13 protein-coding genes are annotated in these 16554 nt (G+C 43.9%); 8 read left to right on the top strand and 5 right to left on the bottom strand.

Going from position 1 to position 16554, the window contains the following annotated elements; translation table 11 throughout:
• Nucleotides 1–7 precede the first annotated feature (7 nt).
• Both NYE22_RS12200 and NYE22_RS12205 read left to right on the top strand, forming a co-directional pair.
• On the top strand, nucleotides 8–1471 hold the full coding sequence (locus NYE22_RS12200; RefSeq protein ID WP_032725875.1) for an FGGY-family carbohydrate kinase: 1464 nt from the start codon (nucleotides 8–10) through the stop codon (nucleotides 1469–1471).
• A 93-nt stretch (nucleotides 1472–1564) separates the two neighbouring features.
• Nucleotides 1565–2809 carry an MFS transporter gene (locus tag NYE22_RS12205; protein ID WP_021481398.1) on the top strand — a complete coding sequence of 415 codons (1245 nt, stop codon included), beginning with the start codon at nucleotides 1565–1567 and terminating at the stop codon, nucleotides 2807–2809.
• 78 nt (nucleotides 2810–2887) lie between these two features.
• On the opposite strand, the gene NYE22_RS12210 is transcribed toward NYE22_RS12205, so the two are convergent.
• The 3 genes from NYE22_RS12210 to NYE22_RS12220 all read right to left on the bottom strand — a co-directional run bounded on the left by NYE22_RS12210 (nucleotide 2888) and on the right by NYE22_RS12220 (nucleotide 4610).
• Nucleotides 2888–3421, bottom strand: coding sequence for a GNAT family protein (locus tag NYE22_RS12210; protein WP_021481397.1), 534 nt, complete (start codon nucleotides 3419–3421; stop codon nucleotides 2888–2890).
• A 43-nt stretch (nucleotides 3422–3464) separates the two neighbouring features.
• Nucleotides 3465–4235 carry a hypothetical protein gene (locus NYE22_RS12215; protein WP_021481396.1) on the bottom strand — a complete coding sequence of 257 codons (771 nt, stop codon included), beginning with the start codon at nucleotides 4233–4235 and terminating at the stop codon, nucleotides 3465–3467.
• A gap of 66 nt (nucleotides 4236–4301) precedes the next feature.
• Nucleotides 4302–4610: a DUF948 domain-containing protein gene (locus tag NYE22_RS12220; protein ID WP_015251969.1), complete on the bottom strand. Its 309-nt coding sequence runs from the start codon at nucleotides 4608–4610 to the stop codon at nucleotides 4302–4304.
• Between the two features lie 150 nt (nucleotides 4611–4760).
• Here NYE22_RS12220 and NYE22_RS12225 point away from each other — a divergent pair, with 150 nt between their 5' ends.
• The 4 genes from NYE22_RS12225 to proB all read left to right on the top strand — a co-directional run bounded on the left by NYE22_RS12225 (nucleotide 4761) and on the right by proB (nucleotide 8298).
• The gene (locus NYE22_RS12225) at nucleotides 4761–5477 is read left to right on the top strand and encodes a 3-ketoacyl-ACP reductase (protein WP_015483302.1); all 717 of its coding nucleotides are present in this window, start codon (nucleotides 4761–4763) and stop codon (nucleotides 5475–5477) included.
• Nucleotides 5478–5776: 299 nt separating this feature from the next.
• Complete coding sequence (gene rtp / locus NYE22_RS12230; RefSeq protein WP_003220337.1) at nucleotides 5777–6145, top strand: replication termination protein; 369 nt, start codon at nucleotides 5777–5779, stop codon at nucleotides 6143–6145.
• 147 nt (nucleotides 6146–6292) lie between these two features.
• Nucleotides 6293–7186 (top strand): pyrroline-5-carboxylate reductase, encoded by an 894-nt coding sequence (gene proC, locus NYE22_RS12235; protein ID WP_010886524.1) that lies wholly within the window; start codon nucleotides 6293–6295, stop codon nucleotides 7184–7186.
• Nucleotides 7183–8298: a glutamate 5-kinase gene (gene proB, locus NYE22_RS12240; RefSeq protein ID WP_161986054.1), complete on the top strand. Its 1116-nt coding sequence runs from the start codon at nucleotides 7183–7185 to the stop codon at nucleotides 8296–8298. The genes proC and proB overlap by 4 nt, the downstream gene beginning before the upstream one ends.
• A 50-nt stretch (nucleotides 8299–8348) precedes the next feature.
• On the opposite strand, the gene gltC is transcribed toward proB, so the two are convergent.
• Nucleotides 8349–9251: a glutamate biosynthesis transcriptional regulator GltC gene (gene gltC / locus NYE22_RS12245; protein ID WP_004399246.1), complete on the bottom strand. Its 903-nt coding sequence runs from the start codon at nucleotides 9249–9251 to the stop codon at nucleotides 8349–8351.
• A gap of 146 nt (nucleotides 9252–9397) precedes the next feature.
• Between gltC and gltB the strand changes: the two genes are divergently transcribed.
• Both gltB and gltD read left to right on the top strand, forming a co-directional pair.
• Nucleotides 9398–13960: a glutamate synthase large subunit gene (gene gltB, locus NYE22_RS12250; RefSeq protein WP_069703927.1), complete on the top strand. Its 4563-nt coding sequence runs from the start codon at nucleotides 9398–9400 to the stop codon at nucleotides 13958–13960.
• Nucleotides 13961–13976: 16 nt separating this feature from the next.
• Nucleotides 13977–15458 carry a glutamate synthase small subunit gene (gltD, locus tag NYE22_RS12255; protein WP_014479972.1) on the top strand — a complete coding sequence of 494 codons (1482 nt, stop codon included), beginning with the start codon at nucleotides 13977–13979 and terminating at the stop codon, nucleotides 15456–15458.
• Nucleotides 15459–15514: 56 nt separating this feature from the next.
• Here the strand turns inward: gltD and NYE22_RS12260 are convergent, their stop codons facing one another.
• A complete protein-coding gene (locus NYE22_RS12260; RefSeq protein ID WP_161986052.1) occupies nucleotides 15515–16504 on the bottom strand; it encodes a zinc-binding dehydrogenase in 990 nt (329 codons plus the stop codon).
• Nucleotides 16505–16554 lie beyond the last annotated feature (50 nt).

Genomic DNA, 16554 nt, shown 5'->3' on the forward strand with positions numbered 1-16554 from the left:
TAAGAGAATGAAAAAACAAAAAGGCTATCTCGTTTTTGATATTGGCACAGGCAATGCGAGGGTAGCGGTCGTGAGTGTAACTGGCAGTGTTTTAACAGTTGAACGGGAGGACATCGTGTATTCCACAGAGACGCTTTACCCGGACAGCCGTTATTTTTCTCCTCAGGTGCTGTGGAAGCAGGTGATGAATTTGGCAAAACGTGTGCTATCCCGTTCGTGTGATATTGACATCATTGGTTTGACATCGACGAGTCAAAGACAGGGGATTGTTCTGATCGATCAAAACGGCGATTCTTTTCTTGGGCTGCCGAACATCGATAACCGCGGTCGAGAGTGGGAGGCGAGCATTCCCGATCGGGAAGAGATATACAGCCGCACAGGCCGCCTGCCAACCGCACTTTTTTCCGCGCTCAAGCTTTATGGATTAAAACAGCGCCAGCCCTCTTTATGGGAAAAGACTGCAAGCTTTACTAGCATCAGTGATTGGGTGACGTACCAACTGAGCGGAATATTAACATATGAACCATCACAGGCAACAGAAACCCTGCTGTTTGATGTGAAGCAAAACACTTGGTCAGAAGAGATGTGCGACATATTCGGCTTTTCTCCATCTATCCTTCCGCCTCTTGTAAGAGCGGGAACAGCAATTGGAACGATAGCAAATGAATATGCATCCGAATTAGGCCTTTCAATAAATGCTAAGGTTATAGCAGGGGGCGGGGATACACAGCTAGCTGTCAAAAGCACCGGAGCTGGACTTGAGGACATTGTCATTGTATCAGGGACAACAACGCCAATAACCAAAATTACTGCGGATCATGGCGACACAAAACATAAAGCCTGGCTGAACTGTCATACGGATCAAGGGCATTGGCTTGTGGAAACGAATCCGGGAATTACCGGCTTGAATTATCAAAAATTAAAACAGATTTTTTATCCGAATGAAACGTACGAAGTAATGGAGGAGGAGATTTCTGCACTTGCAAAAGAAGACCATGCATGTGTAGCGGCTCTCGGCTCTTATTTATCGGCTGAAAAGAATGCGTTAACGAGAGGCGGTTTTCTTTTTGATGCCCCGCTGTCAGCACATTTAAAGAGGGCACATTTTGTACGTGCAGCGCTAGAAGAGATCGCATTTTCAATTAAATGGAACTTTGACATTTTAACAGAGGTTACTCCGTTTGAACGTGACTATGTTTGGGTGTGCGGAGGGGGATTCCAAAGCAAAGCGCTCACTCAATATATCGCGGATCTTCTTCAAAAAAAGGTCTATGTCCAAGAGGGATATCATCAGGCATCTGTTGTTGGAGCTGCAGTCATTTGCAATGAAACCTTTCAATTAACGGAGGAGATGTCAGCAAATGTCCGGGTGATCGAACCGAAGGACTGTCAGACAGAATTGGCTTTATATGAGAAATGGAAGCAAACACAGCGCTTTTTTTCAGGTTCAGAAAGCAAAGTATTGATTTAAGGCGGCATTTTTGCTGTTTTGAGGAATCATTTAATTTTCAACTTTAATAAGGTAATACGGTAATGAATATAAGCATCTAAGGAGGAGACAGATATGTTGGATAAAATAGGAATACCGAAGCGGCTTGCCTGGGGATTTTTAGGGGTTGTTTTGTTTATGATGGGAGATGGCCTTGAACAAGGCTGGCTCAGTCCTTTTTTGATCGAAAACGGGCTCACCGTTCAGCAGTCCGCTTCCATTTTTAGTATATACGGAATTGCGCTTGCCATAGCTTCCTGGTTTTCGGGTGTATGTCTCGAAGCATTTGGCGCAAAACGAACGATGTTTATGGGGCTGTTGTTTTATGTGATCGGTACAGCTGCTTTTATCGTATTTGGATTTGAACAGCTGAACCTGCCAGTGATGTATGTGACTTACTTCGTAAAAGGGTTAGGTTACCCGCTTTTTGCTTACTCTTTCTTGACATGGGTCATTTACAGAACACCGCAAAGCAAACTGAGCACTGCTGTCGGCTGGTTTTGGATTGCATATTGCCTCGGCATGTTTGTGTTCGGCGCTTGGTACTCAAGCTACGCGATCAAAGCGTTCGGTTATTTGAATACGCTTTGGAGCTCTATTTTCTGGGTATGTCTCGGTGCATTTTTTGCATTGTTTATCAATAAAGACCGTTTTGAAAAGAAGAAAAGAAAAAGATCAGAAACAGCCGAGGAGCTTTTAAAAGGGGTTACGATTCTATTTACAAATCCGCGCGTGCTTACAGGCGGAATCATCAGAATCATCAACAGCATTGGTACATATGGTTTTCCAGTCTTTTTGCCGATGCACATGGCCCAGCATGGAATTTCAACCAATGTGTGGCTGCAAATTTGGGGAACGATTTTCCTGGGGAACATTGTGTTTAACCTTATCTTTGGTATTGTCGGCGATAAATTCGGCTGGAAAAATACTGTTATTTGGTTCGGCGGAGTCGGCTGCGGCATTTTCACCCTCTTATTATACTACGCACCTGTTTTCTCCGGCGGAAGCTTAGCGGTTGTCAGCGTGATCGGCTTTATTTGGGGCGGTTTGCTGGCAGGCTATGTGCCTATTGGTGCAATTGTGCCGACGGTGGCAGGAAAAGATAAAGGGGCAGCCATGTCTGTATTGAATTTGGCTGCAGGTTTATCAGCGTTTGTCGGCCCCGCACTCGCTTGGCTGTTCATCGGTCTCGTCGGCGCGCAAGGCGTGGTCTGGATCTTTGCGGCCCTTTACCTTGCAAGTGCGGTCTTGACAAAATGTATTCATATACCTGAGGAAAAAGCAGTTAAGGAGGAAACATCTCCTCAATATGCATCTTAATTAGAAAGCGCCCTGTTTGGGGGCGTTTTTTATCTTTTTAAAGGAAAAGGGATGTGCGCACAGACCAAGAGAATACCGTCATTCTCTTGGTTTCACAATAGAGTACACATTTGTATCATATGGAGTCCCATTTTGATACATGTACTGTCTTAAAACGCCTTCTTTTTGAAAACCCATTTTTAGAAGCAGACGATTTGATGCTTCATTAGCGATAAATACAACTGCGCCAATACGCGTCAGTCCAAGGGCAGAAAATCCGTAAGATACGACCTTTGAAAGGACTTCTGATGCAAATCCGTTTTGCCAATGCTCCGGGATGATTTCATAACCGATTTCCGCGCGCCTATGCTTTTGGGCCAGAGCGTGAAAGCCTATTGTTCCGATCAGTTCTTTAGTGTCCAGTCTTTCAATTCCCCACCGTATACCGCGTTTTTCTTGATAGAGGGCAGCAAACGTTTGAATCATTGAAATGGCCTGTTCTATAGATTCCATGTTTTCAAGCCCATAATAGCGTGTCACCTCATCGTTTGAGAAACAAGCAAAAATGGCTTCCGCGTCCTGATCTGTGATTTGCCTAAGTATAAGCCGATCCGTTTCTAATATAGGAAACATTCAACCACTCTCCACGTTTGTGTTTTTGTTTATCATATCCCTTTTATTTCCTCTTTTCTATAGCGAAATCAACCAATGCAGCAAAGGAACGAATTTGTGTTTCTAGTTGCTCTTTGTTTTTGCTGAATTGTTTCAAACGATGGCCGTTCGCGCCTGATGGATGGGGAAAGCCGTTAAGGCAAATCAAATTCTGGAGGCTGTGCTGTCTGATCAATGTTTCACATACTGTTTCGGCCGCTTTTCCTAACGGAATGAGAAGAGCTGGTCCCGTCACATGGTTAAGCTCCGCAGGGAAGTGCCCAAAAGCATAGGTGCTTAGGATAGGAGAATGAGTGATAGCCGGTTTGTATCCGGTATAGTTTTTTTGCTGGATAAAGACAGGATATTTAATAACGGAAGTTGTATGGAGCATATGCCGTAATTCTCCAAAAAGCTTTGCGGCGCTTTGAATGCCGAAAGCTTGCGGCAGCCCGCATAAATCCAGCATGGTGATAAGGTTATGTCTCATCGACCCGGAGAAACCCGCTGCTATTTTTGTATCTACCGCCATTTGCTCAAGAGTGCGGCCTTGCCGCAGACTTTCGACTGCTGTTTCGTACGCTGTTTTCATCTGGGAAAAACCCGGCGTGATCCCGGCAATCACAATCGTAGCAGTCCGATTGATATATTCATTATGAGGTGAATAGTAGATGTCAAGTTCATTTTCTTGATGGAGATGAAATGGAGAAATAAGTAAATCCGACTTTGTAAGTGAAGAGGGAAGAGAATGTAGTTTTTCTGCGAACTCCTTTAAGCAACTGTGGTTTACAATCATGCGAAAGCCTCCTCAAAAAATGATATCCCATTGTCCATTCTGATCGAAACAACGGGATATCATTCATCATGACCTGCTATTTAAATGACCAGCCTGCCACACCTCTTTAACAGCTTTAGGAACTTCTTTTACTTCAGCTGCGGTCTGCTGAAACGCGGATTTTTTCATTTGGACATCCTGCTGAATCTTCTTTTGTTTTTGCGTCAGCAGATCTGTTTCTGTTTTTAATCCTTCGATTTGTTTTTGCATAGCCTGCGTAACAGAGGAAAGCTCCTTTAGTGCAGGGTCCATTTTTTTCTTGTTTTGAATCACGTTAACTCCTAAGAAGATAATAGAAACTGCTAATACTGCAAGACTGATATAAACTATAATCATATGTTCACTCCTTTTCTTATGTCATTACCCTGTATCCGTTTTTTTAATCAGAAGAAATGATATTTACACAGTTCGTTTGATTTGCGTATTGGATGTATTGTACTTATAATGTGATATCGTACATATGTAAACAAAGAAAGGGTGCTTCAATTGCAAAATTTACAACATAAAACTGCACTAATCACAGGCGGAGGCAGAGGAATTGGCCGCGCTACTGCTTTGGCGCTTGCCAAAGAAGGCGTGAATATCGGGTTAATTGGCCGGACTTCCGCTAATGTAGAAAAAGTGGCTGAAGAAGTCAAAGCGCTTGGTGTAAAAGCTGCATTTGCTGCTGCAGATGTAAAAGATGCCGATCAGGTTAACCAAGCTGTAGCTCAAGTGAAGGAACAGCTCGGTGATATCGATATTCTCATTAATAATGCCGGCATCAGCAAATTTGGCGGTTTCTTAGATCTGTCAGCCGATGAGTGGGAAAATATTATTCAAGTCAACCTAATGGGTGTGTACCATGTCACGCGCGCGGTGCTTCCGGAAATGATCGAACGCAAAGCCGGAGACATCATTAATATTTCGTCTACAGCGGGTCAAAGAGGAGCTGCTGTAACAAGTGCTTACAGCGCTTCTAAATTTGCCGTTCTCGGGTTAACAGAGTCTCTTATGCAAGAAGTGAGAAAACATAATATCAGAGTCAGCGCGTTAACGCCGAGCACTGTCGCTAGTGATATGTCTATCGAATTGAACTTAACAGACGGTAATCCTGAAAAAGTGATGCAGCCTGAGGATCTTGCTGAGTACATGGTGGCACAATTGAAATTAGATCCTCGTATTTTCATCAAAACAGCGGGATTATGGTCAACAAATCCTTAAAAATGAAAACCTGTCTTTCGACAGGTTTTTTTATTTGAATGAAATCCGTACCGGTAAAATGAGATATGTAAACCCTGGCAATCGTTTAAATTGAAGATAGCAGTAAATGCAGGCTATAATAGAACTAAGAAAACTATGTACCAAATGTTCAGTCGAAATTTATTTTTTCCGCTACACCTATAATCAGTAAACATGAAATGACTGGACTATCAGTCTTTAATATAAAGAAGGAAAACAATAAAAGAAAATTGAATATTTAGTACATAGTGTTGTCAGTGACAGAAGAAGGAGTGCATATGATGAAAGAAGAAAAAAGGAGTTCAACAGGCTTTTTAGTGAAACAGCGCGCATTTTTGAAGCTTTATATGATAACGATGACAGAGCAAGAGAGACTCTATGGGTTAAAGCTGCTTGAAGTACTTCGGTCTGAATTTAAAGAGATTGGTTTTAAACCAAATCATACAGAAGTATACCGGTCTTTGCATGAGCTTCTTGATGACGGGATACTAAAACAAATTAAAGTAAAAAAAGAAGGGGCTAAGCTCCAGGAAGTCGTCCTCTATCAATTTAAAGATTACGAAGCCGCCAAGCTATATAAAAAACAGCTGAAGGTAGAGCTGGATCGCTGTAAAAAACTGATTGAAAAAGCTCTCTCAGATAATTTTTAATAGAAACAAACACCCGGCGCAGCAGTGTGAACCGGGTGTTTTCTGCTTTTCATTATACATATTTGTCGAAAAGAAACAATACAAATCAATGATGACCTTCAAACTTGACATCATTTCCTCACGTGGTAACATTTTAAACGTGTGAAAATGCGAACAAAAAAGCGAACAAAGGAGATGTTACCGATCTTTGATCAAAAGAAAGTAGCCTTTATAGGAGCAGGATCTATGGCGGAAGGAATGATATCAGGTATCGTTCGTGCCAACAAAATCCCGAAACAAAACATCTGCGTTACAAACCGCAGCAATACAGAGCGATTAACTGAACTTGAACTTCAATATGGCATTAAAGGCGCCTTGCCGAACCAACTATGTATTGAAGACATGGATGTGCTCATTTTGGCAATGAAGCCAAAAGACGCCGAAAACGCTCTGTCATCACTAAAATCACGTATTCAACCCCATCAATTAATATTGTCGGTCCTTGCCGGCATAACTACCTCTTTTATTGAACAATCATTGCTTAATGAACAGCCGGTTGTCAGAGTGATGCCCAACACTTCCAGTATGATTGGCGCTTCTGCAACAGCTATTGCCCTTGGCAAATATGTGTCGGAAGACCTGAAGAAGCTGGCCGAAGCATTGCTCGGATGCATGGGCGAAGTCTATACAATCCAAGAAAATCAAATGGATATATTCACCGGAATTGCAGGCAGCGGACCCGCGTATTTTTATTATTTAATGGAATTCATTGAAAAGACAGGCGAGGAAGCGGGCCTCGATAAACAGTTATCTCGAAGCATCGGCGCACAGACACTTTTAGGTGCCGCAAAAATGCTCATGGAAACAGGAGAACATCCTGAGATCTTAAGAGATAATATCACGTCACCGAACGGAACGACAGCAGCGGGGCTGCAAGCCTTGAAAAAGAGCGGCGGCGGAGAAGCGATTTCTCAAGCAATAAAGCATGCGGCTAAGCGTTCAAAGGAAATCAGCGAAGATATCGAAAAAACTGCAGCACCGCTATCAGGAGTGATAAAGTGACGCCTGATACAAGCATGAAAAGAGTCGTTGTGAAGATTGGAAGCAGTTCATTAACAAGCCTTCATGGAGAAATCAGCATTCGAAAATTAGAAGCGTTGGTCGACCAGGTCGTCAAACTCAAAGACGCCGGTTATGAAGTGATTTTGGTTTCCTCAGGCGCAGTGGCGGCGGGATATCGCAAGCTCGGATTTATCCAAAGGCCCGAGAAGCTTCCAGAAAAACAAGCATCAGCCTCAATCGGCCAGGGATTGCTGATGGAGGCTTATTCAAAGCTGTTCTTGGCACACGGCTATGTCGCATCCCAAATTTTAATTACGAGAAGCGATTTTTCTGATGAATATCGATACAACAATGTCAGGAATACAATGAATGTACTGCTCGAGCGCGGCATCATCCCGATCATAAACGAAAATGATACAGTTACCGTCAATCGGCTCAAGTTTGGCGACAATGATACACTCGCGGCAAAAGTCGCAGGATTGATTGATGCAGATATGCTTGTGATTTTATCAGATATAGACGGATTATATGACGGCAATCCGCGCACAAATCCAGAAGCGAAAAGGATACAGCGGGTGAGTGAAATAACACCTGACATCGAAGCATTCGCAGGTGACACTGGAAGCATCGTTGGCACCGGCGGCATGCGCTCTAAGCTTGATGCGTTTAAAATCGTAATGGCGTCTGGCATTAAAGGTTTCCTTGGTCAGGCAGATGCTGGCGATATTTTATATCACGCCGTTCATGAACAGGCGGAAGGCACCTATTTTGAAGCAGAAGGAACGCTTCCGTTGAATCAAAAGGAGCAATGGATCGCTTTTAATTCCGGTCCGGAAGGTGAAATGATTTTATCAGATGATTGTTCACGAAAAATAACAAACGGCCAATCGAGTTTATACCTGGACGGTGTACAGAAGATTAAAGGGAAATTCAAAAGCGGTTCAGTTGTTCGGCTGATGGATTCAAAAGGGACGGAAATCGGCCTTGGAATCGTCAATTACTCTTCTGTACAGCTTCAAGAACCGGAAAAGAAAAAGGAACTGACAAACAGAGCTCTAATTGATCAAGAAGCATTTGTTTGCCATGTGGATTTTTCTTTACCTGTAAATTAATTTGCAGAAAAAAACCCGAAGCTTCTATATAGAAGCTCGGGTTCATTTTTTTATTGATACTGCTCCAGCTTAGAGAAAAATTGAATGACAAACTCATAAAAATCATTCGCAGAAGGCGCAAGCTCTCTATTTTTCGGTTTAATGATTCCGACAGTCCGTTTTACTTGAGGGAACTCAATTGGAATTTTCACAGTAAAACGAGGTGTTGTTTCAGCAAAAGTACTTTCAGGCAGAAGGGTAACGCCCATTCCTGCGGACACTAACCCTTTGATAGCATCCAAATCCTCACCCTCAGTGGAAACGAGAGGAGCAAAGCCTGCTTGTTTGCAAGTATCGATTGCCATCTCTCTAAGTACAAATCCTTCCGGGAACAATACAAATTGGTCGTTGCGCAAATCGATTAAATGAACCGTTTTTTGTTTAGCAAGCGGATGATTTAATGGAACAAGCGCGTAAATTTTTTCAGTAAATAATATTTTTCCCGTTATGTCAGAGAAATTCGTCGGCACCGGCCCTAATAAGGCAAGATCAATATCGCGGTTTCTGACAGCTTCAATCAGAAACTTATAGGAGCCTTGGCGCAGCAAAAATTCGACGTGCGGATATTCTTCTTTAAACGCTGAAATGACAGTCGGCAAAAGCTGGCTGGCGAGGCTTGTAGGAAAGCCGATCTTTACCGTTCCGCGATGCGGGTCAAGATACTCATCAATTTGCTCTTTCGCATAATCAATGGCTTTCATCGCCGTTTTCACATGAATCAAAAATTCTTTTCCGATTGGCGTGAGTTTGATATTTCTCCCTTCACGCTCAAATAAGGTCACATTTAATTCTTCTTCAAGATTGGCAATTTGTCTGCTGATTGCTGATTGGGCCACATGCAAATGATCAGCGGCTTCTGAAACGTGTTCTCTTTCAGCCACCTCCATAAAATAACGCAGTTGGCGCAGCTCCATGTTTGTCTCACATCCATCTATCTCATTTTGAGATTCTTTTGATCTAAATTATATATTGTTTATATCGTTTTGAAAACCTACAATGATTATAGAGTTGTTAGATTTTATGACCGGTATTATCGGAAATTGATCGGGGGAGAGGAATTATGACGTACAATCAAATGCCAAAAGCTCAAGGTCTCTACCGTCCTGAATTTGAACATGATGCATGCGGAATCGGCCTATATGCTCACTTAAAGGGCAAGCAGACTCACGCCATTGTCAAACAAGGACTTAAGATGCTTTGCCAGCTAGACCATAGAGGAGGGCAAGGCAGTGATCCGGATACAGGAGACGGAGCCGGCTTACTGGTTCAAATCCCTGATGCTTTCTTTAGAAAAGAGTGCAAAGACATCAATCTGCCAGAAAAAGAACGTTACGGGGTAGGAATGGTCTTTTTCTCTCAGAAAGAAGATGAAAGAAAAAAAATTGAAAAGCAAATCAATGCACTGATTGAACAAGAAGGCCAAGTCGTTCTTGGATGGAGAACTGTACCTGTAAATGTCGGAAAAATCGGAACAGTGGCACAAAAAAGCTGTCCGTTTGTCCGTCAGGTATTTATCGGCGCAAATTCTGATCTAAAGGACAATTTATCTTTTGAACGAAAATTGTATGTCATTCGTAAACAGGCTGAAAATTGGGGAGTAACGGAAGGTCTTGATTTTTATTTTGCCAGTCTTTCAAGCCAGACCATTGTTTACAAAGGCCTTTTAACACCTGAACAGGTTGATGCATTTTATTCGGATCTGCAAGACGAAGCATTCGTTTCTGCTTTTGCGCTCGTTCATTCACGCTTCAGTACCAACACATTCCCTACATGGGAAAGAGCGCATCCTAACCGCTATTTGGTTCACAACGGTGAAATTAACACCCTTCGCGGAAATATCAACTGGATGAGAGCACGTGAGCAGCAATTTGTTTCTGAAAGCTTCGGTGAGGACTTAAACAAGATTTTGCCGATTCTCAATGCTGATGGCAGTGACTCTTCCATTTTGGATAACGCATTTGAGTTTTTTGTGATGGCTGGACGCAAACCGGCACATACGGCAATGATGCTCATTCCAGAGCCTTGGACGGAAAATACGCATATGTCCAAGGAAAAAAGGGCGTTTTACGAGTACCATAGCTCCCTGATGGAGCCTTGGGACGGACCGACAGCCATTTCATTTACTGACGGTAAACAAATCGGGGCGATCCTTGACCGGAATGGTCTCCGTCCGGCCCGTTATTATGTCACAAAAGATGATTATATTATTTTCTCATCTGAAGTAGGCGTTATTGAAGTTGAACAGGAGAACGTTTTATATAAAAACCGCCTTGAGCCTGGGAAAATGCTTTTAATCGACCTGGAAGAAGGCCGTATTATCTCCGATGAGGAAGTCAAAACACAAATTGCAACTGAGTATCCGTACCAAAAATGGCTTGAAGAAGAGCTTGTACAAGTAAATCCTGATCCGGAGTCAAGAGAAGAAGAACAATTTAGTGATCTTCTTACTCGCCAGAAGGCATTCGGATACACATATGAGGATATCCAAAAGTATCTAATTCCTGTTATTAAAGAAGGCAAAGATCCCCTTGGTTCAATGGGGAATGACGCTCCGCTTGCTGTACTTTCTGACCGAGCGCAATCACTGTTTAACTACTTTAAACAGCTGTTTGCACAAGTAACGAACCCGCCAATCGACGCGATTCGTGAGCAGCTTGTCACTTCAACGATGACTTGGCTCGGTGCGGAAGGCGATCTTCTTCATCCAAGTGAACGAAATGTTCGCCGGATTAAACTGTATACTCCTGTTTTATCCAATGAACAGTTTTACGCATTGAAAACGATTGTTCATCCAGATTTAAAAAGCCAAAAAATTGATGTGCTGTTTTCAGAGGATCTTGAACGCGGATTAAAGGACATGTTCACACAAGCAGAGAAAGCCATCAGCCAAGGCGTAAGTTTGTTAATTTTATCAGACAAAAAGATGAACGAACGACTGACACCAATTCCGCCGCTTCTGGCAGTAAGCGCGCTGCACCAGCACTTAATCCGCAAAGGGCTGCGTACGAAGGTCAGCATTATTGTGGAATCGGGAGAAGCACGTGAAGTGCATCACTTTGCAGCGTTAATCGGTTATGGCGCAGATGCGATTAACCCTTATCTCGCTTATGCGACCTACAAGCAGGAAATTGATGAAGGCCGTTTGGATATCAGCTATGAAGAAGCGGTCAGCAAATATGGAAAAAGCATTACTGAGGGCGTCGTAAAAGTGATGTCCAAGATGGGAATTTCAACTGTGCAAAGCTACAGAGGCGCCCAAATCTTTGAAGCGGTAGGAATCAGCCGCGATGTGATCGACCGCTATTTCACAGGTACTGCATCACAGCTAGGCGGCATCGATTTACAAACAATTGCAGAAGAGGCACAGCGCCGCCACCGGGAAGCGTATCAGGATGATTACAGCAAAACGCTTGAACCGGGAAGTGACTTCCAATGGAGAAATGGCGGAGAGCATCATGCGTTTAATCCGAAAACGATTCATACTTTGCAATGGGCGTGCCGCAGAAATGATTACAGTCTGTTTAAACAGTATACAAAAGCGGCTGATGAAGAACGCATCGGATTTTTGCGGAACTTGTTCGCATTTGACGGAAACCGCAAGCCTTTGAAGTTGGAGGAGGTTGAATCCGCTGAATCGATTGTCAAACGTTTTAAAACGGGTGCGATGTCATTCGGTTCCTTGAGTAAGGAAGCGCACGAAGCTTTAGCAATCGCAATGAACCGTCTTGGAGGAAAAAGCAACAGCGGTGAAGGCGGAGAAGATCCCAAACGCTTTGTTCCAGATGAGAACGGCGATGATAGAAGAAGTGCGATCAAACAAATTGCATCCGGACGGTTTGGTGTCAAAAGCCATTACCTTGTCAATGCTGATGAGCTGCAGATTAAAATGGCTCAAGGTGCTAAGCCGGGTGAAGGCGGGCAGCTTCCTGGCAACAAGGTATATCCATGGGTTGCCGATGTCCGCGGGTCAACGCCAGGTGTCGGATTAATCTCACCTCCGCCACACCATGACATTTATTCGATTGAGGATTTAGCCCAGCTGATCCACGATTTGAAAAATGCCAACCGTGACGCAAGAATCAGCGTAAAGCTGGTGTCAAAAGCAGGTGTAGGAACAATCGCTGCAGGTGTTGCCAAAGCGACTGCAGATGTCATTGTGATCAGCGGCTATGACGGAGGTACAGGCGCTTCTCCGAAAACCAGTATTAAACATACAGGGCTTCCGTGGGAGCTTGGCCTTGCAGAAGCACATCAAACACTAATGCTGAACGGACTTCGTGACCGTGTTGTATTAGAAACAGACGGAAAGCTCATGACGGGCCGCGACGTTGTGATGGCTGCCTTGCTCGGCGCCGAAGAATTTGGTTTCGCAACGGCTCCGTTAGTTGTACTCGGCTGTGTCATGATGCGTGCCTGCCATTTGGATACATGCCCTGTCGGTGTAGCGACACAAAATCCAGAGCTTCGCAAAAAGTTCATGGGAGATCCTGACCATATTGTGAACTATATGCTGTTCATTGCCGAAGAAGTTCGTGAGTATATGGCTGCGTTAGGCTTCAAGACATTTGATGAAATGATCGGCCGCACTGATGTACTTCATGTAAGTGAACGGGCGAAGGGGCACTGGAAAGCAAGCCAGCTTGATTTGTCTACACTTCTTTATCAGCCTGAAGGGGTGCGGACGTTCCGATCGCCGCAAAATCATAAAATTGATCAATCGCTTGATATCACAACAATTCTCCCGGCTGTACAAGAAGCCATCGAATCTGGAAAAGAAGCTGATATTTCGATTGAAATCAATAATACAAATCGTGTAGCCGGAACGATAACCGGCAGTGAAATCTCAAAGCGTTACGGAGAAGAAGGGCTTCCTGAAGATACAATCAAGCTGCACTTTACCGGATCAGCCGGCCAAAGCTTTGGAGCTTTCGTTCCTAAAGGGATGACGCTTTATTTGGACGGAGACTCAAATGATTACGTCGGAAAAGGGCTTTCTGGCGGAAAAATCATCGTCAAGTCACCAGAAGGATTCAACTCTGCTTCGGATGACAATGTCATTATCGGCAACGTGGCTTTTTACGGTGCGACAAGCGGAGAAGCATATATTAACGGACGTGCTGGTGAACGCTTTGCCGTTCGAAACAGCGGTGTGAATGTAGTTGTAGAAGGTATTGGCGACCACGGCTGTGAATACATGACTGGCGGCAGCGTTGTCGTTCTCGGTGATGTAGGCAAAAACTTTGCGGCAGGTATGTCCGGCGGAATCGCTTATGTACTGGCCGAAGATGTCAAAGCGTTTAAACGCAAATGCAACCTTGAGATGATTTTATTTGAATCATTAGAGGACGAGAAAGAAATCCAGCAAATCAAAGCAATGCTTGAAAGACATACTGCATATACAAACAGCCAAAAAGCAGAAGATTTGCTTGATCAATGGGAAGACAGTGTGAAAAAATTCGTCAAAGTCATTCCGAAAAACTATAAACAAATGCTTGCAAGCATCCAAGAGCAAAAAGCTGCAGGTTTATCAGATGAAGAAGCCATCATGTTCGCTTTTGAGGCCAACACGAAGCCAAAGCAGAATACAGCAGCATCGGGACAAAAACAAGCGGTAGTACAGTAAGGAAGGGGAGAGGAACATGGGGAAACCAACTGGATTTATGGAGATCAAACGAGAAAAACCTGCGGAGCGGGACCCTCTCACTCGCTTAAAGGATTGGAAAGAATATTCTGCTCCTTTTTCAGAAGAAGCATCGAAACGGCAGGGGGCGCGGTGTATGGATTGCGGTACACCGTTTTGCCAGATCGGTGCGGACATTAACGGATTTACATCCGGCTGTCCGATTTACAACTTAATTCCTGAATGGAATGATCTTGTCTACCGGGGCAGATGGAAGGAAGCATTGGAACGTCTGTTGAAAACAAACAACTTTCCTGAATTCACAGGGCGGGTATGTCCCGCTCCTTGTGAAGGATCATGCACTTTAGCGATTTCAGACCCGGCCGTTTCAATTAAAAATATCGAGCGAACCATTATCGACAAAGGATTTGAGAACGGCTGGATTCAACCTAGAATTCCTAAAAAACGAACAGGCAAAAAAGTGGCCATCGTCGGGTCAGGCCCAGCCGGACTGGCGAGTGCTGACCAGCTGAATCAAGCGGGGCATTCTGTCACTGTTTTTGAGCGCTCAGACAGAGCGGGCGGCCTTTTAACATACGGCATTCCAAACATGAAGCTTGAGAAGGGCATTGTAGAACGCCGAATTAAATTGCTGACGCAAGAGGGAATTGATTTTGTCACGAACACAGAAATCGGTGTTGACATTACAGCTGATGAGCTAAAGGAGCAATTTGATGCTGTGATCCTATGCACAGGCGCTCAAAAACAGCGGGACCTCTTAATTGAAGGACGCGATTCAAAAGGAGTCCATTACGCGATGGACTACCTCACACTTGCAACAAAAAGCTATTTAGATTCTAATTTTAAAGACAAACAATTCATTGATGCCAAAGGGAAAGATGTCATCGTAATCGGAGGCGGAGATACAGGAGCTGACTGTGTGGCTACCGCTCTGCGTCAAAAAGCCAAAAGTGTGCACCAATTCGGCAAACACCCGAAACTTCCGCCAGCCCGCACGAATGACAATATGTGGCCTGAACAGCCACACGTCTTTACGCTTGAATATGCATACGAGGAAGCAGAAGCAAAATTCGGAAGAGATCCGAGAGAATACTCCATTCAAACGACAAAAATGGTCGCGGATAAAAACGGAAAGCTGAAAGAGCTTCATACCATCCAAATGGAAAAAGTGAAAAATGAGCATGGTAAATACGAGTTCCGCGAGCTGCCTGGAACGGAAAAAGTATGGCCTGCTCAGCTTGTCTTTATCGCTATCGGCTTTGAAGGCACAGAACAGCCGCTGTTGAAACAGTTCGGTGTTGATTCAGTAAATAACAAAATCAGTGCAGCATATGGGGATTATCAAACAAATATCGATGGTGTATTCGCCGCAGGGGATGCAAGAAGAGGCCAAAGCTTAATCGTATGGGCGATTAATGAAGGCCGTGAAGTGGCGCGTGAAGTGGATCGATATTTGATGGGGAGTTCAGTTCTTCCGTAAATAAAGGGGATTATCATATAAGAGAAACCGGTCTGGTTGCCAGCCGGTTTCTTTTTTTATTCCATTACGATCCCGATGTTTCCAAACTGTCTGCCTTCCTGCATTCTTTTATATGCTTCACATGCTTTTTCTAAAGGGTATATCCGGTCAATTACAGGCCGCAGCTTATGTTTGCCAATGAAAGCGAGCATATCGTGAAATTCCTCACCGCTTCCCATCGAGGTTCCCAAAACATTGACCTGAGGAAAGAATAAAGAACGCACCGGAAAACTGAGATTATCCCCTGAGCTTGCCCCAAAGCTGACAATACGGCCATTTGGTTTTACATGGCGGAAGTATTCCGAAAAGAGGGCAGGTCCTATGCTGTCAAGAACAACATCTATCTTTTTTCCCTGCAACTGCTCATCCCAATTGTTGTAGCTGTCAAATGCGTAATCAGCACCTAATTGCAGCGCCCTTTTTCTTTTCTCCTCACTGCGGGAGGTCACGCTTACTGTTGCCCCAATCGCTTTAGCCATCAATAAAGCGTAGGTTGCCACACCGCTGCCGATGCCGGGTATCAATAGATGCTCGCCTTTTTTTGATTGCCCCTTTGTAAACAGAGCCCGATATGCGGTTAAAGCGGATAAAGGTAGAACGCCCGCTTCTTCCCAAGATAAATAAGCAGGTTTTTTGATTGCATTTTGTGAAGGAATGATCACATATTCAGCAAGTGTTCCGTCTGAAGGACCTCCCAGAATCTCAGGTACAGGTGGAACAGTCTCTGTCAAATCCCAGTTCAATGTCGGGAAAATGACTACTTCTGTCTGAACAGTAACATTTTTCACGCCTTCACCAATCTCTTCGATGATACCCGCGCCGTCAGAACCCAGTATCATGTGAGGATCTTGTTCAGATTTGTTTTTCATAAGAAACAAGTCACGATGATTCAGGCCTGCAGATTTCAATTTAACCTTTACCTCTCCGTATCCAGGCTTTGTTGATGGAACGTCCTGAACTGATAACCCCAGAAGACCGGCTTTTCCGTTGTGAATTACAGCTTTCATGCTGTCTGCCTCCTCATTGAATTGTATTTTCATATCTTTACATATTTTAC

It is taken from the genome of Bacillus sp. FSL K6-1560 (assembly GCF_038592935.1).
GTDB classification, from domain to species: Bacteria; Bacillota; Bacilli; order Bacillales; family Bacillaceae; genus Bacillus; species Bacillus subtilis.

Excerpts from the sequence above, each read along its gene's own strand:
- NYE22_RS12200 (WP_032725875.1), top strand. The coding sequence starts at position 8 with ATGAAAAAACAAAAAGGCTATCTCGTTTTTGATATTGGCACAGGCAAT.
- NYE22_RS12205 (WP_021481398.1), top strand. The coding sequence starts at position 1,565 with ATGTTGGATAAAATAGGAATACCGAAGCGGCTTGCCTGGGGATTTTTA.
- NYE22_RS12210 (WP_021481397.1), bottom strand. The coding sequence starts at position 3,421 with ATGTTTCCTATATTAGAAACGGATCGGCTTATACTTAGGCAAATCACA.
- NYE22_RS12215 (WP_021481396.1), bottom strand. The coding sequence starts at position 4,235 with ATGATTGTAAACCACAGTTGCTTAAAGGAGTTCGCAGAAAAACTACAT.
- NYE22_RS12220 (WP_015251969.1), bottom strand. The coding sequence starts at position 4,610 with ATGATTATAGTTTATATCAGTCTTGCAGTATTAGCAGTTTCTATTATC.
- rtp (WP_003220337.1), top strand. The coding sequence starts at position 5,777 with ATGAAAGAAGAAAAAAGGAGTTCAACAGGCTTTTTAGTGAAACAGCGC.
- proC (WP_010886524.1), top strand. The coding sequence starts at position 6,293 with ATGCGAACAAAAAAGCGAACAAAGGAGATGTTACCGATCTTTGATCAA.
- gltC (WP_004399246.1), bottom strand. The coding sequence starts at position 9,251 with ATGGAGCTGCGCCAACTGCGTTATTTTATGGAGGTGGCTGAAAGAGAA.
- gltB (WP_069703927.1), top strand. The coding sequence starts at position 9,398 with ATGACGTACAATCAAATGCCAAAAGCTCAAGGTCTCTACCGTCCTGAA.
- gltD (WP_014479972.1), top strand. The coding sequence starts at position 13,977 with ATGGGGAAACCAACTGGATTTATGGAGATCAAACGAGAAAAACCTGCG.
- NYE22_RS12260 (WP_161986052.1), bottom strand. The coding sequence starts at position 16,504 with ATGAAAGCTGTAATTCACAACGGAAAAGCCGGTCTTCTGGGGTTATCA.